At 34.7% G+C, this 23,057-nt stretch carries 23 protein-coding genes, 1 tRNA gene and 1 pseudogene; 8 read left to right on the top strand and 17 right to left on the bottom strand.

Going from position 1 to position 23,057, the window contains the following annotated elements; translation table 11 throughout:
* Nucleotides 1-11: 11 nt before the first annotated feature.
* Nucleotides 12-1,325: an ATP-dependent RNA helicase RhlE gene (gene rhlE, locus ACYIAL_RS08425; RefSeq protein WP_483751436.1), complete on the bottom strand. Its 1,314-nt coding sequence runs from the start codon at nt 1,323-1,325 to the stop codon at nt 12-14.
* 301 nt (nt 1,326-1,626) lie between these two features.
* On the opposite strand from rhlE, the gene nikA reads away from it, so the two are divergent.
* Genes nikA through ACYIAL_RS08395 form a run of 6 tightly spaced genes read left to right on the top strand, consistent with a single transcriptional unit; the run spans nt 1,627 to nt 7,962 of the window.
* Nucleotides 1,627-3,192, top strand: coding sequence for a nickel ABC transporter substrate-binding protein (nikA, locus tag ACYIAL_RS08420; protein WP_483751435.1), 1,566 nt, complete (start codon nt 1,627-1,629; stop codon nt 3,190-3,192).
* A 26-nt stretch (nt 3,193-3,218) separates the two neighbouring features.
* On the top strand, nt 3,219-4,163 hold the full coding sequence (gene opp1B, locus ACYIAL_RS08415) for a nickel/cobalt ABC transporter permease (protein ID WP_483751434.1): 945 nt from the start codon (nt 3,219-3,221) through the stop codon (nt 4,161-4,163).
* On the top strand, nt 4,160-4,990 hold the full coding sequence (gene opp1C / locus ACYIAL_RS08410; protein WP_483751433.1) for a nickel/cobalt ABC transporter permease: 831 nt from the start codon (nt 4,160-4,162) through the stop codon (nt 4,988-4,990). Before opp1B ends, opp1C begins: the two co-directional genes overlap by 4 nt.
* Nucleotides 4,987-5,853 carry an ABC transporter ATP-binding protein gene (locus ACYIAL_RS08405; protein WP_483751432.1) on the top strand — a complete coding sequence of 289 codons (867 nt, stop codon included), beginning with the start codon at nt 4,987-4,989 and terminating at the stop codon, nt 5,851-5,853. Before opp1C ends, ACYIAL_RS08405 begins: the two co-directional genes overlap by 4 nt.
* Nucleotides 5,854-6,633 (top strand): ABC transporter ATP-binding protein, encoded by a 780-nt coding sequence (locus tag ACYIAL_RS08400; RefSeq protein WP_483751431.1) that lies wholly within the window; start codon nt 5,854-5,856, stop codon nt 6,631-6,633. It abuts the gene before it with no gap.
* Between the two features lie 3 nt (nt 6,634-6,636).
* Complete coding sequence (locus tag ACYIAL_RS08395; protein ID WP_483751430.1) at nt 6,637-7,962, top strand: MATE family efflux transporter; 1,326 nt, start codon at nt 6,637-6,639, stop codon at nt 7,960-7,962.
* Between the two features lie 739 nt (nt 7,963-8,701).
* On the opposite strand, the gene ACYIAL_RS08390 is transcribed toward ACYIAL_RS08395, so the two are convergent.
* The 10 genes from ACYIAL_RS08390 to ACYIAL_RS08345 form a co-directional block, all read right to left on the bottom strand.
* The gene (locus ACYIAL_RS08390; protein ID WP_174796984.1) at nt 8,702-9,130 is read right to left on the bottom strand and encodes a hypothetical protein; all 429 of its coding nucleotides are present in this window, start codon (nt 9,128-9,130) and stop codon (nt 8,702-8,704) included.
* A gap of 240 nt (nt 9,131-9,370) precedes the next feature.
* Nucleotides 9,371-9,577 carry a hypothetical protein gene (locus tag ACYIAL_RS08385; RefSeq protein WP_174796983.1) on the bottom strand — a complete coding sequence of 69 codons (207 nt, stop codon included), beginning with the start codon at nt 9,575-9,577 and terminating at the stop codon, nt 9,371-9,373.
* A 213-nt stretch (nt 9,578-9,790) separates the two neighbouring features.
* Nucleotides 9,791-10,297 (bottom strand): hypothetical protein, encoded by a 507-nt coding sequence (locus ACYIAL_RS08380; protein ID WP_174796982.1) that lies wholly within the window; start codon nt 10,295-10,297, stop codon nt 9,791-9,793.
* A 907-nt stretch (nt 10,298-11,204) separates the two neighbouring features.
* Nucleotides 11,205-12,194: a protein NO VEIN domain-containing protein gene (locus ACYIAL_RS08375; protein ID WP_483751429.1), complete on the bottom strand. Its 990-nt coding sequence runs from the start codon at nt 12,192-12,194 to the stop codon at nt 11,205-11,207.
* Nucleotides 12,195-12,202: 8 nt separating this feature from the next.
* On the bottom strand, nt 12,203-13,207 hold the full coding sequence (locus ACYIAL_RS08370) for a phage integrase (protein WP_483751428.1): 1,005 nt from the start codon (nt 13,205-13,207) through the stop codon (nt 12,203-12,205).
* Between the two features lie 5 nt (nt 13,208-13,212).
* Complete coding sequence (locus ACYIAL_RS08365; RefSeq protein WP_483751427.1) at nt 13,213-13,404, bottom strand: hypothetical protein; 192 nt, start codon at nt 13,402-13,404, stop codon at nt 13,213-13,215.
* Between the two features lie 170 nt (nt 13,405-13,574).
* Nucleotides 13,575-14,093 (bottom strand): hypothetical protein, encoded by a 519-nt coding sequence (locus ACYIAL_RS08360; protein ID WP_483751426.1) that lies wholly within the window; start codon nt 14,091-14,093, stop codon nt 13,575-13,577.
* A gap of 27 nt (nt 14,094-14,120) precedes the next feature.
* The gene (locus ACYIAL_RS08355) at nt 14,121-14,270 is read right to left on the bottom strand and encodes a hypothetical protein (protein ID WP_174796978.1); all 150 of its coding nucleotides are present in this window, start codon (nt 14,268-14,270) and stop codon (nt 14,121-14,123) included.
* Between the two features lie 21 nt (nt 14,271-14,291).
* The gene (locus ACYIAL_RS08350) at nt 14,292-14,945 is read right to left on the bottom strand and encodes a hypothetical protein (RefSeq protein ID WP_483751425.1); all 654 of its coding nucleotides are present in this window, start codon (nt 14,943-14,945) and stop codon (nt 14,292-14,294) included.
* A gap of 99 nt (nt 14,946-15,044) precedes the next feature.
* Nucleotides 15,045-15,317: a helix-turn-helix transcriptional regulator gene (locus ACYIAL_RS08345; protein ID WP_174796976.1), complete on the bottom strand. Its 273-nt coding sequence runs from the start codon at nt 15,315-15,317 to the stop codon at nt 15,045-15,047.
* 123 nt (nt 15,318-15,440) lie between these two features.
* Here ACYIAL_RS08345 and ACYIAL_RS08340 point away from each other — a divergent pair, with 123 nt between their 5' ends.
* On the top strand, nt 15,441-15,626 hold the full coding sequence (locus ACYIAL_RS08340; RefSeq protein ID WP_483751424.1) for a MerR family transcriptional regulator: 186 nt from the start codon (nt 15,441-15,443) through the stop codon (nt 15,624-15,626).
* A gap of 647 nt (nt 15,627-16,273) precedes the next feature.
* On the opposite strand, the gene ACYIAL_RS08335 is transcribed toward ACYIAL_RS08340, so the two are convergent.
* Nucleotides 16,274-16,350, bottom strand: a tRNA-Ile gene (locus ACYIAL_RS08335).
* Between the two features lie 216 nt (nt 16,351-16,566).
* Between ACYIAL_RS08335 and ACYIAL_RS08330 the strand changes: the two genes are divergently transcribed.
* Nucleotides 16,567-16,926, top strand: a complete 360-nt coding sequence (locus ACYIAL_RS08330; RefSeq protein WP_483751423.1) for a DUF4156 domain-containing protein — start codon at nt 16,567-16,569, stop codon at nt 16,924-16,926.
* Between the two features lie 75 nt (nt 16,927-17,001).
* Here ACYIAL_RS08330 and serC read toward each other — a convergent pair whose 3' ends face one another.
* From serC to argC, 5 genes and pseudogenes are all read right to left on the bottom strand, one after another.
* A complete protein-coding gene (gene serC, locus ACYIAL_RS08325; RefSeq protein ID WP_483747814.1) occupies nt 17,002-18,087 on the bottom strand; it encodes a 3-phosphoserine/phosphohydroxythreonine transaminase in 1,086 nt (361 codons plus the stop codon).
* Between the two features lie 160 nt (nt 18,088-18,247).
* The gene (argH, locus tag ACYIAL_RS08320; RefSeq protein WP_483751422.1) at nt 18,248-19,621 is read right to left on the bottom strand and encodes an argininosuccinate lyase; all 1,374 of its coding nucleotides are present in this window, start codon (nt 19,619-19,621) and stop codon (nt 18,248-18,250) included.
* 214 nt (nt 19,622-19,835) lie between these two features.
* Nucleotides 19,836-21,053, bottom strand: a pseudogene (locus ACYIAL_RS08315) (argininosuccinate synthase); the annotation flags it as partial.
* An 88-nt stretch (nt 21,054-21,141) separates the two neighbouring features.
* Nucleotides 21,142-21,921: an acetylglutamate kinase gene (argB, locus tag ACYIAL_RS08310; RefSeq protein ID WP_483751421.1), complete on the bottom strand. Its 780-nt coding sequence runs from the start codon at nt 21,919-21,921 to the stop codon at nt 21,142-21,144.
* Nucleotides 21,922-21,997: 76 nt separating this feature from the next.
* Nucleotides 21,998-23,008, bottom strand: coding sequence for an N-acetyl-gamma-glutamyl-phosphate reductase (argC, locus tag ACYIAL_RS08305; RefSeq protein ID WP_483751420.1), 1,011 nt, complete (start codon nt 23,006-23,008; stop codon nt 21,998-22,000).
* Between the last annotated feature and the right edge of the window lie 49 nt (nt 23,009-23,057).

Below are 23,057 nucleotides of genomic sequence, written 5' to 3'. Positions count from 1 at the left end.
ATTATTAAATATTAATTAATTTGTTTATTTTTAGTGTGATTATGTCGGCTTGATGATTTCACACCATTTTGATTGAACTGCGACGATCGGTTTGCGCTTGCACTTCCTCTTTTTGGTGGTGCTCGCCTTTGTGATGATTTTTTTATCGGTTCAGCTTTAATCTTAGGATCAACTTCAAAACCTTGAGTTGTTAATTCTGGAATCGTTTTTTTAATTAACTTTTCAATCGCTTTTAATTGAGGAAATTCATCAATGCATACCAGCGAAATAGCCTGCCCTTCATTTTGAGCACGTCCTGTTCGTCCAATGCGATGCACATAATCTTCTGCCACTTGTGGAAGTTCATAATTAACCACATAAGGCAGTAACTCAATATCAAGACCGCGAGCAGCAATATCGGTTGCGACTAATGCTCTAATTTGTCCACTTTTAAAATCTGCCAAAGCTTTAGTGCGTGCGCCTTGGCTCTTATTGCCATGAATGGCAGACGCTTTTATACCATCTTTAGTCAACTGTTCAGCTAAGTGATTAGCGCCATATTTCGTGCGAGTAAAAACCAACACCTGTTGCCATTGATTTTTACCAATTAAATAAGACAACAATTCACGTTTACGACGTTTATCAACTCGATGCACATATTGGGTGATCTGCTCTGAAGCGCTATTTGTTTTTGCAACAGCAACCAATTCTGGGGCATGCAAAATCGATTGCGCTAATACTTTTATTTCATCAGAAAAAGTTGCCGAAAACATCAAATTTTGGCGTTTTTTAGGTAATTTAGCAATCACACGGCGAATATCATGAATAAAGCCCATATCTAACATGCGATCAGCTTCATCCAACACTAGCATTTTAATCGTTGAAAGATCCACGGCATTTTGTTGCACTAAATCCAATAATCGCCCTGGTGTTGCAATTAACACATCCACACCGCCACGTAGTTTCATCATTTGCGGATTAATACTTACTCCGCCAAATACCACCAAAGACCGAATGGGTAAATAACGGCTATACTCACGAATATTTTCGCCAATTTGTGCAGCAAGCTCACGAGTCGGCGCTAAAATCAATGCATATAAAGGACGTTTGCCTTTTTTCGCCTCAGGTTTATTGATTGCTTGCGCTTGCTGTTCGACCCATTTTTGCAAAATGGGTAAACCAAAACCTGCGGTTTTACCTGTACCGGTTTGCGCACTTGCCATAAGATCTTTACCAGATAAAATGACTGGAATAGCTTGCTGTTGGATGGGAGTTGGGTCTGTGTAGTTTTGTTCTTGAATTGCTTTTAAAATCTTAGCATCTAAGCCAAGAGAGTCAAATGACATGAAATGATTCCTAAATAAATGAAAAGTGGATTGTCCGCTTATATTATAAAGCAATTCCATAATATTTTCTGTTTATTTTGTTACTTCCTATTTTCCACAATAAAATCTACTGTTTGTTTATTATTATAAAATAAAATTAGGGTTATATATAACACAACTTGACAATAACTCACCAATTTATATTTTTAATCATAATGATTTTTAATATGTTTTTTTATTAAAATAGATAAATGATATTTATTATCATTTGCGATTATGCTAATATTCTGCTCCCTAACAACAATAGTTTACTGGATTGCATATGCATTTAAACTTTAACCAAATTAAAAATGTGTTAATGGTCGCACTTTTATCACTTTTTAGCCTTAACTGTTTTGCTAAAGATGATATCACCTTTGCAAACTTCCGCGATATTCGTGATTTGAACCCTCATCTTTATGGTGGCGAAATGTGGGCTCAAAATATGTTGTATGAATCACTTGTTCATTATAATGAAGATGGCACGTTTTCCCCTTGGCTTGCAGAAAGCTGGACTATCACTAACCAAGGAAAAACCTATACTTTTAAACTCAGAAAAGATGTGACCTTTAGTGATGGCGCTAAATTCGATGCCCACAGTGCCAAATTAAACTGGGATGCAGTCCTTGCCAATAAAGTCCGCCATACATGGCTTGAAATGGTACGTTTAATTACTGAAGTTAAGGCGGTAGATGATTATACTTTACAAGTCAATCTATCTGAACCTTATTACCCTTTTTTAATTGAAATTGCCGTCACCAGACCAATGCGTTTTATTTCGCCTAACGCGATGATTGATGGCGAAACCAAAAATGGTGTTAAATCTTTTATTGGTACCGGCCCTTATGTTTTAGGCGATCATAAAAAAGATCAGTATGCTATTTTTAATGCAAACCCTAACTACTGGGGAAAAAAGCCGCAAATAAAAACAGTCAACATGAAGGTCATTGCTGATAATCAAAGCCGTTTAATGGCGCTTGAAAAAGGTGAAATTGATCTTATTTATGGCAAAAACATGGTTGATGCTGATTCGTATGAACGATTTGCTAAAATGGATAAGTTTCAAACGTTAATGTCAAAACCTGTTTCTAGCCGAATGGTCTTGATGAATACCACAAGACCCCAGCTTAGCGATGTCAATGTGCGACGAGCAATTGAACATATCATCAGTAAAAAAGATATTTCTGAAGGGATATTTAATGCCAGTGAAGCGCCAGCAGACACGTTAATGGCAATTAATATTCCTTATGCTAATATCGGTTTAAAACCCTATCAGTACGATGCAAAATTAGCAGAGCAACTGCTGGATAAAGCGGGTTGGGTTAAGGTTGATGGTCAACATTATCGCCAAAAAGATGGAAAGCCTTTCGAAATTACGCTTTATTATGATAGCAACACCGCCTCGCAAAAAACCATTGCGCAATACATGCAAGATGAGTTTGAACAAGTGGGGTTAAAACTCAATATTCATGGTGAAGAAGAACAAGGCTATCGTGATCGTCAAAAAGCTGGCGACTTTGATATGGTTTTTGATATTTCATGGGGTATGCCTTATGATCCTCAATCTTTCTTAGCCGGTATGAAACTGCCAGTGTATGGCGACTATATCGCTCAGCAAGGTTTACAAGAAAAATCTCAAATTGATGCCAACATTAGTAAAGCGCTGATTTCAACTGATGAAAAAGAACGACAAGAACTTTATCGCTATGTACTTGAAACGCTGCATAACGAGGCGGTCTATATTCCTTTAACTTATGAACGTAACCGTGCTATTGCCATCAAATCATTAAAAGGCATCGAATTTGCACCTTCGCAATTTGATATTCCATTTGATAAAATGCACTATTAATTGACTTATTTTATTACTTAATAAAAATGTTAAATTATATAATAAGACGTTTAATAATGATGATACCGATTGTTATCGGTATCTCATTTATCGCATTTTTGCTAATTAACTTAGCCCCATCAGATCCAGCAGAAGTGGCGTTACGTTTAAACGAAATAATGCCCACCCCTGAAGCAATTAAAAGTATGAGTCAAGAACTTGGTCTAAACCAACCGTTTTGGCAACGCTATTTTAATTGGCTATATAATGTCTTTCATCTTGATTTTGGACGTTCATTTATCGAGCGCGACAGATTAGTCTGGAACGAGATGATCCGCTGTTTAAAACCCACGCTTATTTTAGCCACTTCATCTTTTATTTTTACCTTGATTATCAGTCTAGTACTGGGTGTATTATGCGCCATTTTTTCCAACTCAATATTTGATCATATTTTACGTATCGTCATATTTTTAGGTACTGCCATGCCAAGTTATTGGCTTGGTCTACTATTGATTTGGCTATTTGCTAACTATCTTGACCTATTACCAACTGGTGGTTATGGTTCTTGGCAAAATTTAATTTTACCCACCTTGACGTTATCATTTGTGTATATTTCTACTTATGTTCGTTTTATTCGAAATAATATGATCGAAAATATGCATAACTATTTTATTTTTTATGCCCGCAGTCGCGGACTAAAAGAACGAGTCATCATTTTAAAACATGTATTAGTTAATTCATTGCATACCACAATTACTGCGCTGGGTATGACTATTCCACAACTCATCGCTGGCTCATTTGTGGTTGAATATATTTTTTCATGGCCAGGGCTTGGACGCTTATGTATTTCAGCAATTATGAACCGAGATTACCCAGTTATTCAGGCTTATATCTTAATGATGGCTATTTTATTTGTGGTTTGTAATTTTATTGTCGATATTTTACACCAATTATTCGACCCACGATTAAGAGATAGTGGTAATATTTCATGAATTTACTTAAACAACTTGTTAAAAATAAAATTGGGCTATGTTGTTTAATCATCATTGCCACTATTATAATTTTAGGTATTCTTGCCCCCTATATTGCACCATTTGATCCCAATAAAATTCGAATAGTGCGTAAATATGCCAGTATTTCTGCCGAACATTGGCTTGGTTGTGATCATTTAGGTCGAGATATCTTTTCACGATTACTTTATGGTATTCGTACAACGCTCTTTTTATCGTTACTAACTATGACAATTACTATTATCATTGGTTCAATAATTGGCTTAATGTCGGGCTATAAAAGAGGCAAGCTTGATGAAATGATTATGAGAGCGTGTGATATTATGCTCTCCTTTCCTAGCCAAGTGATGATACTTGCCATTGTTGGGGTACTTGGCGTTGGCATCGAAAATGTCATAATCGCCAATATTGTTGTAAAGTGGGCTTGGTATAGCCGAATGATCCGCAGCAGTGTAATTAAATATAGCCGTAAAAACTATATTCTTTTTTCGCGAGCAATTGGCGCGCCCCATTGTTTTATTATTCGAAGACATTTATTACCAAATATCATCTCTGAACTCATTGTGCTTGCAACACTCGACACCGGTTGGGTTATTTTAAACATCTCAGCACTCTCTTTTATTGGATTAGGTGTACAAGCGCCAACGGCTGAATGGGGGCTAATGTTAAGTGAAGCGAAAAACGTAATGATCCAGCACCCTATGCAAATGGTCTTTCCTGGCATTGCTATTCTAATTGTTGTTGCTGCCTTTAATATGCTCGGGGACTGCTTGCGAGATATTCTTGATCCAAAGGAAAAAACAGCATGAGTGACAAATTACTTGAGGTTAAAAATCTAACCGTAACACTTGATAGTAATCAAAAATTACTCAATGACATTTCATTTTACCTTAAACATCATCAATGCCTCGGCATTGTTGGCGAAAGTGGCAGTGGCAAAAGTTTAACATGCAAAGCCATTATTGGCTTATTAGAGCCTTATTTTTCTGTTCAAGGTAAAATTCTTTTTTCACCGCAAAACGCCAACATTCAGTTACCAGAAAATAGTGATTTATTAAAGCAGACTAGAGAAACACTGCGGTTTATTCGTGGCAATGTGATTTCGGTCATTTTACAACACCCTATGAGTGCTTTTGATCCCCTTTATCGTATTGGTAAACAAGTGGTCGAAACATTACTTGCCCACCAATCAATCAGCAAAAGTGAAGCCATAACAAAAGCCCTTAATATGATGGCAGATATTGGACTTAATGATCCTAAACAAGTTTATAATAAATATCCTCATCAACTCAGTGGTGGAATGTTGCAACGAATCATGATTGGTATTGCTTTAATGCTTGAACCTGAACTGATTATTGCAGATGAACCCACAACAGCTTTAGATTCAATTAGCCAATTTCATATTTTAAAAATGTTTGAACAAATTAAACAACAATCTAAAACGGCCATGATCTTTATCTCGCATGATTTGGGTGTTATTCATCATATAGCAGACCATATTATTGTGATGAGCCAAGGCAAAATTGTCGAACAAGGTAGCTGTGAGCATATCTTTTATCATTCTGAAAATAACTATACACAATATTTAATAAATGCACGGAAGCAACTATTAACCAAATTTAATACCGTTATTCAGCCAAATACGCTGACATCAACATCGGAGACAATTTAAATGCCACCGTTATTGCAAGTTGAAAATGTAAAGAAAGCCTTTTTACAACCCAATCAAGGCTTGTTCAGCCGAAAAAAAACGCCAATTATTAAAGATGTCTCTTTCTCATTATATCAAGGGGAATGCTTAGGCATTATTGGTGAAAGTGGCAGCGGTAAAAGCACGTTAGGCAAACTGATTTTAGGACTTGAAAAACCTGACAGTGGTAAAATCTACTTTAATGGATATGATACAGCACAACGTGCTTGGCGCAAATCGGCGATGCGAAGAGACATTAGCGCGGTATTTCAAGATTATAATGCTTCGGTTAATCCCTATTTTACTGCATCTGAAATTATTGCCGAACCCATTGATATTTACGAAAAAATATCATCAAATGCACGTAAAAAACGCATTGATGAACTTTTAGAACAAGTTGGCTTAAATCACACCTTTTATAACCGCTTTCCTCATGAAATGAGCGGTGGGCAATTACAAAGGATCTGCATTGCACGAGCTATTGCTTGCTCACCTAAATTTATTTTATTTGACGAGGCAGTCAGTTCTTTAGACATCTCAGTACAAACGCAAATATTATCTTTGCTCGCTGATTTACAAAAACAGTTAAACTTAACCACGATTTTTATTACTCATGATTTAACCACAATCACTTATTTATGCGATCGTGTTATCTTTTTTTATCAAGGCAACATTGTTGAACAGGTGGATAACATTGACCAATTAAATCAAGTCAACCATGCTTATTCCAAACAACTTCTTGACTCTATTTTAAGTTTTTAAATTATGACAGCATCATCAACATTAAATAAGCAGTATCACTTTAAAGATTATCTTGCTCTGGTCATTCCCTTTATTATTTCAACCATCACAACACCCTTACTCGGTGTTGCAGATACAGCCCTGGTGGGTCATTTACCCAATCCAGCTTTTATTGCAGGGATTGCTGTTGGTACGGTTATTTTTAACACCCTATATTGGTTATTTGGCTTTTTACGTGTCAGTACAACTGGCTTTGCAGCACAAGCATTAGATGATCCCATTTTATTAAGAGCCTCACTCATCCGCCCTCTTTTTATTGCAATTTTATTAGGTATCATTTTTATTATTTGTCAAAGCGTGATCTTCAATGCCGCAATGCATATTATTAAACCAAATCAAGACGTACAACATCACGCACGCACCTATTTTGCTATCCTGATTTGGGGTGCACCTTTTGTGTTAATCAATTACGTTTTAGTGGGATGGCTAATGGGCATGGCAAAAATAAAAGCCGTCTTATTTTTGCAGGTATTAATCAATCTACTAAATATTGTTATGGCAATGATTTTGGTATGGGGATTTCACTTTGATGTATCAGGTGTCGCCTTTGCAACCTTAAGTACGCAAATAATCTGCACATTATTAGGCATTTGGTTTATTTATCGTTATTTACCTAAAGCCAAACAAAAAACCAATTTCGCAACAATATTATCTTGGCAATCATTAAAAGGCGTAATTTTAGTGAATAGCAACTTAATGATTCGAACTATTTGTTTGTTAATTGTCACCAATCACTTTATCTCGATTGGCTCTAGTTTTAGTACCGAAACATTAGCCGCTAACGCTGTCTTATTCCAAATTCATTACTTAATGGCTTATCTATTTGACGGCTTTGCCAACGCATCAAGCGTATTTAGTGGCAAAGCAAAAGGCACTAAAGACATTACTTTATACAGTCAAACGTTACGCTGGTCAAAACTTGCCTGTATTATTTGTCCAATCCTATTAGTTGCAATTTGGTTGACCCTTGATACTACTATTATCAAATTACTCACCAATCAAATTGACATTATTGACATTTGCTTGCAATATCAACCTTGGTTAATCATCTTCCCTATCGTGGTAGCAGGTGGTTTGATCTATTACGGCGTCTTTTCGGGCATTAGCTATACTTCGTCTATCCGTGATTCAATGATACTTTCTTTAATATTATGGTTAGTATCGCAATATATTTGCGTACCAATCTGGGGTAATAACGGGTTATGGCTTTCTTATATTTTATTTAGTTTAGGTAGAACCTTATTTTTAGTCATCTGGATAAAAAAATCCAAAAATTATCTATTATACTAATCAACTAAACTATCTGCTCGATATCTGGGCTTTATGCTACCTAAAACATTGATCAGATAGTTTATATAAAAAATACCAAAGATAATCGCGTATAATACTTTTGTTTTCGGTTTAATATTATATTCACCTAAACAATAGTAAATTAATACACATCTTGCGCAATTTGCCCAGTGAATAAACATAAAAAGGCTAATGACAAAAATTAGGTGCATTATTATTTCAATAAATTTATTTTGATATAACAGAGATATACCATCAGCAAAAAGTAAAATAACGCTAAAAATAATTAGCATAATGATGTAAGCATCACTTGTTACTTTCACACCAAGAGTTTTATTGATTAACTTATTACATTTATAAATTCATACTAAATCATAAATACCAAAAGTAACTATTGAAAATAGAATGAATTTAAATGTACTTAAGTTATTTTCTTGTTTTAACAGATTGAACTTTCTCGTTTTTATTCTTTAAATTAATTACAACATTATTTAATCGTTAATTTTTTAATCTATTCCAATAACAATGGAAAATTATAATGAATTGCGTAACCCATTAATCTTTTAAAAATAAAATAAGTTTGACACTAAAAAACAATACTTAACTTTACCGTGGAGAACAAATAAAAATACTAATTTAAAGTTTTTTATTATACTCAGGTTGCAAAATTACCGATAATTTTACAACCGACTTTAAGAGAGCAAACACCGCATTAATGCGGCTACAATCAATAATCTGCTTATTGTTTTTGACAAATTTCATCAATTGATAGTGTTGCAGGCACATTACGATTATCGTTGAATTGCAAGCGGAATAAGAAGCGAATATCATAAGCACGTAACACATCAATCACGTCTTGCTTGTCACAAAATTGCGCATTCAGACCAAGCCTAATGCCTTCAGTGATATCTTCCATTGATGCACTTTGGCTATCGGTTGGCATATTGTATTCAAAAACGACGCTATTAAGGTTATAAAAAATATTAGTGACTTCGTAACCCGCTTCGACTTTAACCGGAAATGTTCCACCTTCGCCTAATATCGATCTTTTAGCACTATCCGCAAAGGCTTTAGTTATATTTGCTGACGGAGGCAATTCGGCACTATACGCGCTCGAAATCATAAAAAAAGCAGAAACTAGCACAGCCAATTTTATTCGTTTTTTCACTTCAGTATTCCTTATATTGAATCTTAATCCAGTTATATTATTTTAACGGCATTATTGGTTTCGATAAGCCTAATTAGGTTGTTATTTTACACAAAAAATCAGAGAAAAATAATAAAATATTAATTTTATTATAAAAATAAAGCAGAATAAAATATTTATCAAAACGGTAATTATCTAAAATCGACACAATCAAAAAAAGGCAACCCAATGGCTGCCTTTAATCGTATTAACTGACTAAAATCACTTTTTATTTGGATGAGGATCTTTAACTGAATCACCCTGCCCAGACATAATATACCACCCATTTTTGCTATGCGGTTTTTTATTATGATCAGGGCAAGGAGGTAACGATTTTTTGCTTTGGTTTGAATACATATAGCCACAATCGGCACACTTATAAGTACCAGCCGAAACATCACTACCATATGGAGCAAATTTTTGTACCATGATAAGTTTCCTCCTAATAAAATTGTCGATAAGTCCAATTACTTATCAATGTATATATAAGCGCTGATTTAAGAAAAAAGCAAGTACAATTTTTCAACAAAAAAATCAATAAAATATTTATTTTTATTACACAAAAAAACTTTTTGAAAGTGCATTTATTTTATTGAAGTTTTTATTTTGTTTTTTTTAAATAAACCAATCCTTTTGATATTGCTATCGTTTTGAAAAATTGGGATCATGGGGCTTGCTTAAAATAGCGTTACTATTTTGTTTTAACACAAAGCAAATCAACCATCTTAATGCCTTAATAATAAACAATATGCCATATGCCAAGCCACTTAAAACTGGAAATAAAAATGCACATAAAAAAACAAAAAATTCATTTAAACCAATACGGTAAGCCACAGCACTAAAGAAAACAGCTCCACCCCAAAAAATACAAAACAGTTCGCCTAAAAACAGCCCTAAAAACGAGGTAAATTGGCAGGTATTTGGCTCAGTAAACAGTTTTATCAACATCAAAACAAATAAAACAACTTCGATCAATAGGGTTAAACCTAAAAACAGAAAAATAATAGGCAAGTAAATATTTGAAGAAGAATCAAACTTAATAGTCGCCAATATAGGAATAATCATAAATAAATAACAAATAGCAAAGGCAATAAGCAATGTACCAATGTTGAGCACTTTTTGGAGCCTCTGTTTGGTTACTAATCTCAATTAGCACTCCTTTTTCGTATTAACATAGTGTATTTATCTAAAGAATAATGCACAACAATGATTACAAATTCAACAATTAATTAACAGGTTATGCAAAAATAACGCCTTGAATATGCCAAATTTACTCAAATAAAGGCAACATAATGGCAGACTTTTAATTGTATTCATAATCCAGCACTAGCTAGGTTGTCAAATAGAAAAACGTAGAAAAACATTGATTTTATTGAGTTTTTATATTGGACATCTAACCAATAAAACACCTAAAAAAACTGCTCCTTTAAGCTCTCAATAAAGCCCAAATCCACATTAATCGGGTATACACTACGTTGCCAAGTGAGTAGGTAGCTGGCTTGTTGTGGGGTGAGGGGTAGTTAATTAAGTTAAACCAATTTTCCAAATTTTCAGCTAGGCTTATTTGTTAATAAATCTAAACGCCGTTATGCCATACCACTTAAGTTTGAGGCATTGATGGGATCTTAACCATATAACTAATTAATTTTAATAAAAATGGTCAAACAGAAAACTTCAATAAAATCGATGCCTTTCCTAAATAATTTTTATCACTATTGGTTTAATAAATCATCCACCTGTAACTATCCCCCCTAAAATAGTACAGAAAAAGAGGATTTAATCATGAAAAAAAGACAGTAAAATTAACTTGAATAAATATAAACAATAAACGATTTTTAACTAATTTCATGATTTTATTTACTAAAATGAAAAATTGTGAAAAGTGATAAATCATTTGATGGTGACCTTACTGGACTTGAACCAGTGACCAATCGATTATGAATTCTTTAATGTAACGTTTAAAAACAATAAGTTACAATTTAATCAATAGGTTGAGAATGCATATATAGGCACATTAGACTATATAAAATCACTCTCAACCACCAATTCACTATCATTATTCTAATGTAACAATAGCAGATATTTTTTCTTCAATTTTAGGTTTTAAATCTATCGTGTTATTTTTATGATGGATAACAACCCATTTTTTATTTTTAGTACAAAAATAGCAAATATACAGATTGTAATATTTATCTGACATAACATTATTAACAATACATAATTTGTAGTTACTATCTTTTTCCATAAAATGTTTATATTCATTGGGTGTTAGTATAATTCGTTTTCCATCACCAAATAATCCTTTAACTTCAATACAAATTGTAGTGTTATTTTTCTTGGCTTCCAGATCCCAGCCTTTATTTTCTTTAGCTACATTATCAACTGTATATCCATTTGTTTTATAATATTGTATTACTCGTTTTTCAGCTTTTTTTTCTGTCTTCTTTTTTAACTCTGGATTAGTGTTAAAAATTCCTTTTTTTGATTTTGTTGACGCAACAAATTCTGTATAGTTGCTAATGAATTTTTTAATTGATTTTATAAAGTCAATACTCTCGTCACTATCGGCATACCAATATTGGGTCCTCCCCATAAAACCTTTTTTAAATCTCGGGCAGATAATATCTCTTTCTTCAAATGGAAGTAGAACGCAATTATCTTCATTAGATTCAAACCAATAACCACTATCACTTTCTAAAAAAGAGGATTCTTGTTTATAACGGTATACCCTAGCATTGTTATACCACCCAACAATAACATTCCCTTTTTTTTCTATAGGATCTCTGGCAACCCATACAACACAGACATCATCTATAAAATCTTTATCTACTTTGTTTACTTTTTCAATTCTTTCTAAGTTTAGATTATTAGTTTTTTTGTCTACTCGAACATATCCATAACAATGCCCATTCATTGAATAGAAATTTGTTACTTCCCCACCATACCCATGCTCATTAACGAAAGAACCGCCTCCAATTAAAAGATCGTCATCTGTTTGTCCTTGATAATTCTTCATCCAACCAATATTACAGAACAATATTTTCATAAAATTACCTATTCAATTATATTCAACGGATTCAACCTTACCGCATCTTCAAAGTGATCAGGTGCAAAGTGTGCGTAATGCATGGTCATTTTGATATCGGTGTGGTCGAGTATTTTTTGTAAAACTAAAATATTGCCACCATTCATCATAAAATGGCTGGCAAAAGTATAGCGTAATACGTGGGTTAGCTGTCGATCTGGTAATTCTATTCCTGCACAATCGATTGCTGAGCGGAACGCTGAGTAACAGGGGGTAAATAAGCTACCATCCTTTTGGGAGATTTCGTTGAAGAGTTTGCCACTAATTGGAATGATTCGATTACGTTTGCCTTTGGTATTAATGTAGGTGATTTTACCATCTTTTACTTGAGTACCTTTTAGGCTTTCGGCTTCACTCCACCTTGCTCCTGTTGCTAGGCAAATTTTAACAATAATAGTTAAATCGGTAGCGGTGCTTTGCTCACAAGATAACAGAAGTTCATGGATTTGCTCTTTAGTAAGATAAGCCATTTCTTGCTCATCTGTTTTGAACGAGCGTATTCTTTCAAGCGGATTGCTATGTTGCCACTCCCCTAGCCGAATTAACTCATTAAACATGGCTTTAAAATAAGTTAATTCAAGATTGATTGTACGTGGAGCAACGTTTTTTATTCTGTCAGTCCGAAATATTTCACCATCAATACGCTTTTGACAATAATTAGTAAACTGTTTAGCTGTAAAATGAGTAGCTAATGGATCATTAATGCATTCACAAGCAAATAACATCGCTTTTAGGCGTGTTTGCCCGTCTTTAAGCGTTTGCCCATGTAATGAATACCAACTGTTAATTAAATCCGATAAATGGCGTTTATCAATCTTTTCACCCAACCAAGGCTTTTGATTAGTTTGCTCTTCTAAATAATTTCCGTAAGCTAACGCCTCGCCTTTGGTGGCGAAAGTTTTACGAACCCTACGACCACCATCAAGGTATTTTTCAAATAACCACTTACCTAATTTTTGTTTGCGAACTGTCATTTTATTTATTTATTTAAGTATTTATTTGTAATATATCCAGAAATATTATCAATTTCAGGAAACATTGTGGCATCATTAATTGCTAACGTTTCTAAATCCTTTAACATAGTTGCTTTGTCACCACTGATTACTATTTTTACTTCATTATCATTCTTATCTTTGGGCCTGAAAGAAAAATGCTCTTTAGGTGGGGACATTTTTTAATGTTTCATGATCGAAACCAAATATAATAAAAGCCCCTTTTTGATTAATAATACGAGGATTATTTTGCTTAGGCTTTACACAAAATGGGGTAAATAAATCTGAACAAATAATTTTGTCACAGTCAAAGTAATACTTGTCTGCTCTTATGAATTGAAAATACTTATTAACCAACCCTCTCATCAATAAAAAATAATAATCCCTCAATTAAAGAATCAATTTGTTGATATAGCATATTAAATAATAACAGTAATTCATCTACAATTGTTTCACAAACTCTTTCCTCTGAAAAGCTTTCACATGAAATTATTTCATCTAATTTCGTATAGATACTTACTACTAGTTCTTCAAGAGGCACATTTTGGAATAATGATACAAAATCATTACTTTCATACGTTCTTTTGTCGAACATCATTTGCACATATAAGGCTAGAATTTCAGATGTGAATTTTTGACTGCTATTTTTATAAAGGTAATCATAAATTATATATTGCCCATCAGCAGTGATATTTGCTAAAGATGTTTTATCATTAATTTTTATTGGGAATTTCCCATATTGCTTTTGAATTTGTTGTTTAGCAATCCGAGCCAACTCTCTTGCTACACCGTTTGGACTGGCATAACTCATTGAAGAAAATAACAAGCAGATTACAAATGATAGAACTATTTTAAATACTTTCTTCATATGTTTCTCTCCTATTTTTTAATTTTCTTACATCAACTTAGCCTTTAATTCGTTAAACTCTTGATCAGTTATTGCATCCTTTTCTTTTAGGCAGTTCAGCCGTTCCAGCTTATCCAACGTATCATCAGAAAGAATTGTTTCATTTGGTAACAATTCACCTTTACCGTTAGCAACCATTCTAATGAAGCTCTTTTTTAATTAAACCCCCAACCCCTTAACATACTCCAAATCTAATTCGAGGACTTCGGTTAGAAAGCGACGTGGGCTGTATTCTTTTCCTGCACATTCAATATAAGATTCAAAGCGTTCTGTTTTAAATGTGCGTTCATCGTTACTGTCAAAGCAGTAACCAGTGAAATAAACTTCGTCATACGAGTTTATTTGGACTTTATCTAATAACAATTCTCTTTTGCCGCTGGAATATCCAAATGAAATTGAAAATACGCCAGAATTCCAAATTGTGGTTAGGCTATTTCTAAAATTTTCAAAATCTCGCTCTCGTTGTTTGTATTCGTTATCATCTGAATCATCAGAATAATGTGAATAGTTATATGAAGCAGTTTGATCCGATGCCTTTTTAGTATCAAAGCAAGCCCTAGATTTTTCAATTTCCGAATTTAAATTATTGTTCGCCTCAACCTGTGCATTTTTGTTGCTTTGTCCACAGATTGCTCGACCTAACAAAATCAAACCACAAACAAAAAATGAACAAAGAGAAATAGCGCCTAAAGTAACCATCGTTGGATTAGGCGGCGAATCGTCTTTAGGAAAAGTAATGATATAGATAGCAAAAATTATTAAACTAAAAATTAAAAACTTTTTCACCGTGATCTTATGTTTTTTTGTAGACATTATTCATTTCCTATTAAATCAATTTAGCCTTTAATTCGTTAAGCTCTTGATCGGTTATTGCACCCTTTTCTTGCAGGGTGGTGAGCCGTTCCAACTTACCTAACGTATCATTATAAAGAATAGTTTTTTTGGTTGTTGTTCGGTTGGTAAAAATTCACTTTCACCATTAGCTAACCACTTTAGTGTGGCGCCTATTTCAGCCATACAACGAATAACCCAATCAGAAGGGGAAAAATATCTTTTATATCTTAAAGAAAGATTTACTGATTTTGTACCAAAGTGATTACAAAGTTGTAGTTTTGCACGAAATCCATAGGCTTTAATTATTCGATCTATTACAGCGGCTCCGCCACTATCAAAATTAACTTGCATAATTTTAATCTCAAGTAATAAAAATTCATTAACAACATCTTAGATTAAATTAAATTAATTTAATCTAAGATTGAATAAATCATATAAAAACACATATAAACACTTAATTGGGAATAATGCACTATGACGCCAAGAATATCAATAGCTATTTCAGTGCATTATGTCACTGTTGATGAATTTGCCCGTGTATCAGGCATGAATCCTCGCACAGTAAAAAAATACATTAGTGAAGGCAAGCTTCCTATCCGTAAAAAGCAAATCACTGGCAAATACGACCGCTCAATCACCTTTATCAATATGGTGACTTAAATATTAAAGAGGAATAAACAATAAGCCACACAATCTATTTAAGTCCAAAAGTCGCTAATAAGTCAGCTTTAATTTCTTATCCAGATTAATGACCACAACCCTAAAGGTTATATCGAAAAGTCAAACGGTAAAGTAATTAAGTTGTATAAGAAGTTAATTGCGGATTAATCAAGTTAATCAATAAAAGTAAGTAATCATGTTTTGTCAGATATCGGATTCAGAACAGCAGGCTACTTTTTTGCTTGGAAATAAAAAACGCAAGACTAAGTGCACTTAACCCTAGTTTATTCAATTCTGGGGTTACATGAACACAACACGAAAGACTCAAGCAACTAATCAATACAGCTTTTTGCGTGAGTTTCATCGCCCATATAGACCAAACCAACGAATCTGATGCTTCATTTTTAACACGTTTATACAATGATTTTAATGCCGCTGTAACATTAAAAAAAACGGCATACTGATTTTTTTCAAAAAAGGACTGGCAAAAACGATAAATGGTCAAGACATCCACCCATAAACTTGGCGATCAGTACCGCTTTGCTATTGCTGACAGAAATACTTACAAATCTTATTGGATTGACTACCGCCACTTAATAAAAGTGGCTGATTTTTAAATGTAAACTTTTGATTATATTGATTTAAAGTGGTGGCCCCTACTGGACTTGAACCAGTGACCAATCGATTATGAGTCGACTGCTCTGACCAACTGAGCTAAGGGGCCATTTGGATGCGCTACTGAGTTAGTAGGGTTATGATTATAATAGAGTTGAATCAAATTTGCTATAGTTAATTAATAAAATAGGTCAGTTTGATTATTTATTAAACTTTAATTTATTGGATTTTATGCAAGTTTAATTACTGATATTTTTTGTTTAATTAAACTGATACAATAATTTGGCTTATTATTGTTTGCTATTTTATTGGTTGAGGGAATGTTATGTCTATCAAAAAATTATTATTTATTGGTGTTGCGATGTTTGCAACCTTGTTTTTAGGTGCTTGTAGTAGTTCTAAATATCAACCTACTTCTGCTGGTAGTCAAGTTCAGTTTATTGATACTAAGCCTGCAGCTTCTTGTCAGTTATTAGGTAAAGCGGAAGGACGTCGTAGTAGTTTCTTTTCTGGCCTTAAAACGCATAGCGAGCTAATTCACGATGCGGCTTCTGAGCTGATGAATAAGGCTGCTGCAATGGGGGGCAATGTGATTTATAACGCACAAGATACTTCTATGCAATATATTTCGGATATTGCGCCAACAGATGCGGTTATGGCTGGTGATGTTTATAGTTGTAAATAAGGCTAGTTAAATAAGAAAGGGAGCTTTGCTTCCCTTTTTTATTGGTATTAATGAATTGTAATATCTTGAGTTAATTTAACCATTTTGTTTTTCAAATTGCTGCATAAAGTCAATTAAATAATTCACTCCTTCTTGATCCATCGCGTTATAAATGGATGCACGCATTCCACCTGCAATACGGTGACCTTTGATGCCAATAATGTTAGCTTGAGTTGCTTCGCTTACAAATTTTTTATCTAGTTCTTCATTTGGCGATAAGAAAGTGACATTCATAATTGATCGATTCGCTGTTGCGACAGTATTTCGATAAAAATCGGATTGATCGATAAATTGGTATAGTAATTGCGCTTTGGCTTGGTTTCGTTGCTGCATTGCTTTTAGTCCACCAAGGCTTTTTATCCATTTAAACACTAAGCCTGACATATACCATGCAAATGTAGGTGGCGTATTAAACATGGAATCGTTATCTAATAAGATTTTGTAATCTAATACTGATGGTAGGATTTTTTGCGCATAACCAATAAGATCTTCACGCACAATAACAATGGTAATTCCTGATGGACCAATATTTTTTTGTGCACCAGCATAAATAATGCCATAGCGGCTTACATCAATAGGTTGCGATAATATGCATGATGATAAGTCTGCAACCACGGTTTTATTGCCAAAGTTGGGAGCTTCAAAGATTTGAATCCCATCTATTGTTTCATTCGGGCAATAGTGTACATAGGCAGAATTATCATTTAATTGCCATTCTGACATAGGTTTGATAGCTGTTAGTCCATTTTGTTTGATAACAACATTTTGTTCATTAATTTGGCAATATTTGCTGGCTTCTTTGGCTGCGCATTGGCTCCAATAACCGCTGTTAATATAGTCTGCACTGGTTTTGTTACCTAAGATATTTAATGGAACTGCGGCAAATTGTGCTCTAGCACCACCTTGGCAATAGAGGATTTTGTAATTATTAGGGATGTTTAAAATTTCACGCAGGTCATTAGAGGCTTCAATAGCACATGCATCAAAATCTTTGCCTCTATGGCTTAATTCCATGACCGATGCGCCTGTATTACGCCAATTTAATAATTCAGTTTGAACTTGCTTTAATACATCAGCAGGCAATTTTGCAGGACCTGCACTAAAGTTATAACTTTTATTCATTGCGATTCACTTTAATCCATTCAAAAAAGGATTCTATTTTTACACTGTATGGACAGATATACAATCAGATTTTTTGTAAAAAAGTTTCAGGAAACTATGTGTTTTAGTATAAAAACACCGGCGAATGCCGGCATGGTTGTAATTAGATTGATATAGGTGATTATGAAAGTTGTTGCTTGGCAACTTCAATCGCTGATTTTACCTGCTGTGGTGCAACGCCGCCTTTAGCACAGCGTTTAGCTAAACAGGATTCTAACGATAATATTGGATAGACATCACTATCGATAACGGGGCTGAACTTTTGTAGTTCGGCAAGCGAGAGTTCTTCGAGTGCTTTTTGCTTTGCTATCGCATCAACAACGGCTTCGCCAACAATGTGATGAGCTTCGCGGAATGGTATGCCTTTGGCAACTAAATAATCAGCAAGTTCGGTTGCATTTGAATAACCTTGTTTAGCGGCTTCTTGGCAGTTTGTATAGTTAATTTTGATATCTTCTAACACTAGTGTGGCCATATCTAAACATTCTTGCCAAGTGTCAAGCGCATCAAATAGGTGTTCTTTGTCTTCTTGTAGATCTTTATTATAAGCAAGAGGTAAACCTTTGATAGTCATGAGTGTTCCCATTAAAGCGCCAGTGACCCGCCCTACTTTGCCGCGAATCAGTTCTAATGCATCGGGATTCTTTTTTTGTGGCATGAGTGAAGAGCCTGACGTAACGCGATCTGATAACTCAACAAAGTTGGCTTCGCCACTGTTGAAAATAATAAGATCTTCAGCAAAACGCGATAGATGTACCATGCCTATTGAGGCGTTATTTAATAATTCAACAATATGATCACGATCAGACACCGAATCTAAACTGTTATTAGTTGCTTGAGCAAACCCTAACCAATGCGCCAACTGCTCACGGTCCATTGGATAGGCGGTTCCGGCTAATGCACCTGAGCCTAATGGGCTAACGTCTAAGCGTTTTAGTGTATCTTGTAAGCGGCTGACATCACGGCTAAGCATTTCAAAATAGGCTAAGCACCATTGTGCAAAAGTAATTGGTTGTGCTCGTTGCAAGTGGGTGTAACCAGGCATAATGGCATTTTGATGCTGTTCGGCAGTTATAACCAGAGATTGTCGCAAGTGATTAATCGCACTAATTAAGTAAGGGATTTGATCTTTACACCATAGTTTTAAATCGGTCGTTGATTGGTCGTTACGGCTTCGCCCTGTATGTAATTTTTTACCTAATTCGCCAATTTTTTCGATCAGTTTTTGTTCGACCCAACTGTGTATATCTTCGGCATCACTTTGTAAAATCTGTTTGGGATCTTGTTGAACCGAAATCAGTAATTCATTTAAGGCTTTTTCTAATTTTTTTTGTTCATCATAAGATATTACGTTAACTGTCACCAATGCTTTTGACCAAGCAATTGAACCCATGATGTCTTGCTCTGCAAGACGATAGTCAAAGCGCAATGAATCATTAAAATGCTTAAATCGTTGATCTGCTGCTTGACTAAAACGTCCTCCCCATAATGCCATAATTACCTCAATATTATCTTTAATAATTGCTTAAATAATTTAAATTTTATCAAGAATAAAAATAATATATACAGGGTTTAACCTGTATATATTTATTATTCTCACTATTTTATTTGCGCATTAGCTTTTACTTTTTTGCTTTTGTTGCTGATTTTTTAGCTGCTATTTTTGTGTTATTAACAGATTTAGCTGTTTTAGCTTTTTTTGCAGGTTGTTTTTGCTTTTCTTCATTTAATGCACGTATTCGTGATGATAACGAGAATAGACGAATAAACCCACCAGCATGGCTATGATCATAAACTTCATCTTCACCAAATGTGGCAAACTCTTCGCTGTATAAGCTATTTGGTGATTGCTTTTGTACCGCAGTCGCGTTACCTTTATAAAGTTTAACCACTACTTCACCGGTCATATCTTGCGCTAAAACTTCAGCTGCGGCTTGAATTGATCGACGATATGGAGCAAACCAGCGTCCATCATAAACAACGTAAGCCATTTCTAAACCAAGTTGTTCGCGCCATTTAAAGCTGTCACGATCTAAGATTAATTGTTCTAAACCGCGTAATGCTGTCATCATGATTGTTCCACCAGGCGTTTCATAACAACCACGTGATTTAATGCCAACTAGGCGGTTTTCAATAATATCAACTCGTCCAACACCATGTTTTGCACCAATTTTATTTAATGTTGCAACACAGTTGTAAGGCGATAATTTTTTACCATTGACTGAAACCACTTCACCTTTTTCAATGCCAATGGTTACCAATTCTGGTTTGTCTGGCGCTTCTTCTGGCGAAACAGTCCAAGCCCAGCAATCAGCGTTAGCTTGGTTCCATGTGCTTTCTAACACGCCGCCTTCGGTTGAGATATGCCATGCGTTTTCGTCACGGCTGTAAATTTTTTCAACAGTTGCGGTAGTTGGAATTTTACGTACTTTTAAATAATCAATCAGTGCTTCACGTGAACGTAGATCCCATTCACGCCAAGGTGCAATCACTTTAAGTTGTGGCGCGAGTGCAGTATAAGTGGTTTCAAAACGTACTTGGTCATTACCTTTACCTGTCGCACCATGGCATAATGTATCAGCGCCAACCTCTAGCGCATACTCAACTTGTGCTTTAGCAATAATTGGACGAGCCATCGAGGTACCAAGATAATAAGTACCTTCGTATAAAGCCCCTGTTTTTAAGACAGGGTACACATAGTCTTTAACAAATTCTTCTCTTAAATCAACAACCTTACAAGCAACTGCACCCGATGCTTTGGCTTTTTTTTCTACATCTTTTAATTCTTTTGGATCTTGACCTACATTAGCAACGAATGCATAAACTTCACACCCGCCATAATTTTCTTTTAACCAAGGAATAATCGCCGATGTATCCAAACCACCTGAATAAGCCAATACAACTTTTTTTGTTCCACTTTTTTTCATGCTACACCCTTTCTAAATTAACTTACTATAAAAAATGAGTTAGAGACCCTTACTTTAAATTGTTAAATATAGCTAACCAGCTTAATATTTAAGCAACAATTCTTGTACCTGTTGTACCTGATTGTCCATTAAATAATTTAATAAGTTGGTCAGACTCTTTCCAACTAGCAATTGCAATCGGTCGTCCTAAGGCTTTGGCAGCTTCGAAAGCGGAATTGACTTTTACGACCATGCCCTCTGTAATAATACCTTTGGCAATCAATTGATCAGCTTGCGATTGCGTTAGTGATTCAATGCGTTGTTTATTTTCATCAAGTACGCCAACCACATCAGATAGCAATATCAAGTCAGCATTTAAGATCTTAGCTAGCGCAACCGCAGCGTGATCGGCATTGACATTCATCATTTGCCCTTCTTCAGTGATACCAATCGAGCTGACAATTGGTAAGTAACCGGCATTAATAAGTAGGTTTATTAATGTAGGATCGCCGGTTTTGGCTTCGCCAACATAACCAAGGTCTTCCGAAATTTGCTTGACTTCTACACTATTACCATCAGCTAAGCAGAGTCCCACACTGGCTATTTGCTGTTTTTTAGCTTCTGACAATAAAGTGGTATTGGCACTGCCAGCAAGGCTACCAACAATAACGTCAATTTGGTCAGCAGGGGTGACTCGTAGCCCATTTCGACGTACCACGGGTAAAGAGAGTCTATCCATTAGTGAATCGACCACTGTACCACCACCATGCACAATAATTAATGGCCGTTGAAAATTCTTTTTATATTCACTAATAACAACAAATAATTTATTTAAGGCATCTTTGTTATCAAGTAATACACCACCAAGCTTTATAATTAATGGTTTCATTTTAGTTTCCTATTAATTTAACTTACTGCTAATTTATTCAATAATTTTTTACAGAATTTAAATATTTCATCCATTTTTATAATAATGATGTGGTTTCATCAAAACCATATCGAATATTCATACACTGCACTGCTTGTGCTGCTGCACCTTTTAATAAGTTGTCTTCAACAGAAATTAATATTAAATGGCGATCTTTTAATACAAAACCAATATCACAATAAGGCAAACCAATGACAGATTTTAATGCCGGCCAATCTTTTTGATAAACTCTGATTAAAGGTTTATTTTGGTAATATTTATTCAAAGCCGTAAGAATATCTTGTGATGTTACGCCTTCTTTTACTCGGCAAGTTATAGTGGCATGAATACCTTGTTTAAAACTACCTAAATGAGGTATAAAGATCACTTCTTGACCTAAATGTGTCGCAATTTCGGGTTGATGGCGATGAGTAAACAACCCATAAGCATGTAAGCTCACTTCGCAAAATATATTATTATGCGAAGGTTTTCGCCCTGCTCCACTTACACCACTGACGGCATTAATAACAGGCCATTGTGAACTGTCTAGTAGTTCTTCTTTAATTAATGGTTTTAGTGGTAATTGCGAAGCGGTAGGATAACACCCTGGTACCGCAATAAGTTGAGCTCTTTTGATCTGTTCACTATTCCATTCAGCTAAGCCATAAACGGCTTTGTCTAACCATTTTGGATGTTGATGGGTGAAGCCATAATAATCAGTATAAAAAGTGGCGGAATTGACTCTAAACGCACCAGATAAATCAAAAACGGTACAGCCATGTTCTAAGAAATAAGGGGCAATAGTGTGACTAACGGCATGTTCAGTAGCTAAAAAAACGATATCGACATCATTAATATAAGCGGAATAATCCGCAGTGGCTATAAGCGGTAAATCAACAACACCTTTTAACTGGGGATGTAAATCGTAATCAGAAATGAGCCTGCCACCATCTTGGCTGTTTTCTGATACAATTAAAGCAATAAGTTCTATATGCGGATGCTTATGTAAATAATAAGCTAATTTTGCACCAGCATAACCACTCGCTCCTACAATAATGGCCTTTAACATACCTATCCTTATCTATTTTTTATACAATAATTTGTATATAGTAGGTTAT

This window comes from Gilliamella sp. X-57, assembly GCF_057063565.1.
This window is presented reverse-complemented; position numbering and strand designations above follow the sequence as displayed.

Coding starts and splice junctions, on each gene's coding strand:
- rhlE (WP_483751436.1), bottom strand. CDS start 1,325: ATGTCATTTGACTCTCTTGGCTTAGATGCTAAGATTTTAAAAGCAATT.
- nikA (WP_483751435.1), top strand. CDS start 1,627: ATGCATTTAAACTTTAACCAAATTAAAAATGTGTTAATGGTCGCACTT.
- opp1B (WP_483751434.1), top strand. CDS start 3,219: ATGTTAAATTATATAATAAGACGTTTAATAATGATGATACCGATTGTT.
- opp1C (WP_483751433.1), top strand. CDS start 4,160: ATGAATTTACTTAAACAACTTGTTAAAAATAAAATTGGGCTATGTTGT.
- ACYIAL_RS08405 (WP_483751432.1), top strand. CDS start 4,987: ATGAGTGACAAATTACTTGAGGTTAAAAATCTAACCGTAACACTTGAT.
- ACYIAL_RS08400 (WP_483751431.1), top strand. CDS start 5,854: ATGCCACCGTTATTGCAAGTTGAAAATGTAAAGAAAGCCTTTTTACAA.
- ACYIAL_RS08395 (WP_483751430.1), top strand. CDS start 6,637: ATGACAGCATCATCAACATTAAATAAGCAGTATCACTTTAAAGATTAT.
- ACYIAL_RS08385 (WP_174796983.1), bottom strand. CDS start 9,577: ATGGTACAAAAATTTGCTCCATATGGTAGTGATGTTTCGGCTGGTACT.
- ACYIAL_RS08375 (WP_483751429.1), bottom strand. CDS start 12,194: ATGAAAATATTGTTCTGTAATATTGGTTGGATGAAGAATTATCAAGGA.
- ACYIAL_RS08370 (WP_483751428.1), bottom strand. CDS start 13,207: ATGACAGTTCGCAAACAAAAATTAGGTAAGTGGTTATTTGAAAAATAC.
- ACYIAL_RS08365 (WP_483751427.1), bottom strand. CDS start 13,404: ATGTCCCCACCTAAAGAGCATTTTTCTTTCAGGCCCAAAGATAAGAAT.
- ACYIAL_RS08360 (WP_483751426.1), bottom strand. CDS start 14,093: ATGAAGAAAGTATTTAAAATAGTTCTATCATTTGTAATCTGCTTGTTA.
- ACYIAL_RS08355 (WP_174796978.1), bottom strand. CDS start 14,270: ATGGTTGCTAACGGTAAAGGTGAATTGTTACCAAATGAAACAATTCTT.
- ACYIAL_RS08350 (WP_483751425.1), bottom strand. CDS start 14,945: ATGTCTACAAAAAAACATAAGATCACGGTGAAAAAGTTTTTAATTTTT.
- ACYIAL_RS08345 (WP_174796976.1), bottom strand. CDS start 15,317: ATGCAAGTTAATTTTGATAGTGGCGGAGCCGCTGTAATAGATCGAATA.
- ACYIAL_RS08340 (WP_483751424.1), top strand. CDS start 15,441: ATGACGCCAAGAATATCAATAGCTATTTCAGTGCATTATGTCACTGTT.
- ACYIAL_RS08330 (WP_483751423.1), top strand. CDS start 16,567: ATGTCTATCAAAAAATTATTATTTATTGGTGTTGCGATGTTTGCAACC.
- serC (WP_483747814.1), bottom strand. CDS start 18,087: ATGAATAAAAGTTATAACTTTAGTGCAGGTCCTGCAAAATTGCCTGCT.
- argH (WP_483751422.1), bottom strand. CDS start 19,621: ATGGCATTATGGGGAGGACGTTTTAGTCAAGCAGCAGATCAACGATTT.
- argB (WP_483751421.1), bottom strand. CDS start 21,921: ATGAAACCATTAATTATAAAGCTTGGTGGTGTATTACTTGATAACAAA.
- argC (WP_483751420.1), bottom strand. CDS start 23,008: ATGTTAAAGGCCATTATTGTAGGAGCGAGTGGTTATGCTGGTGCAAAA.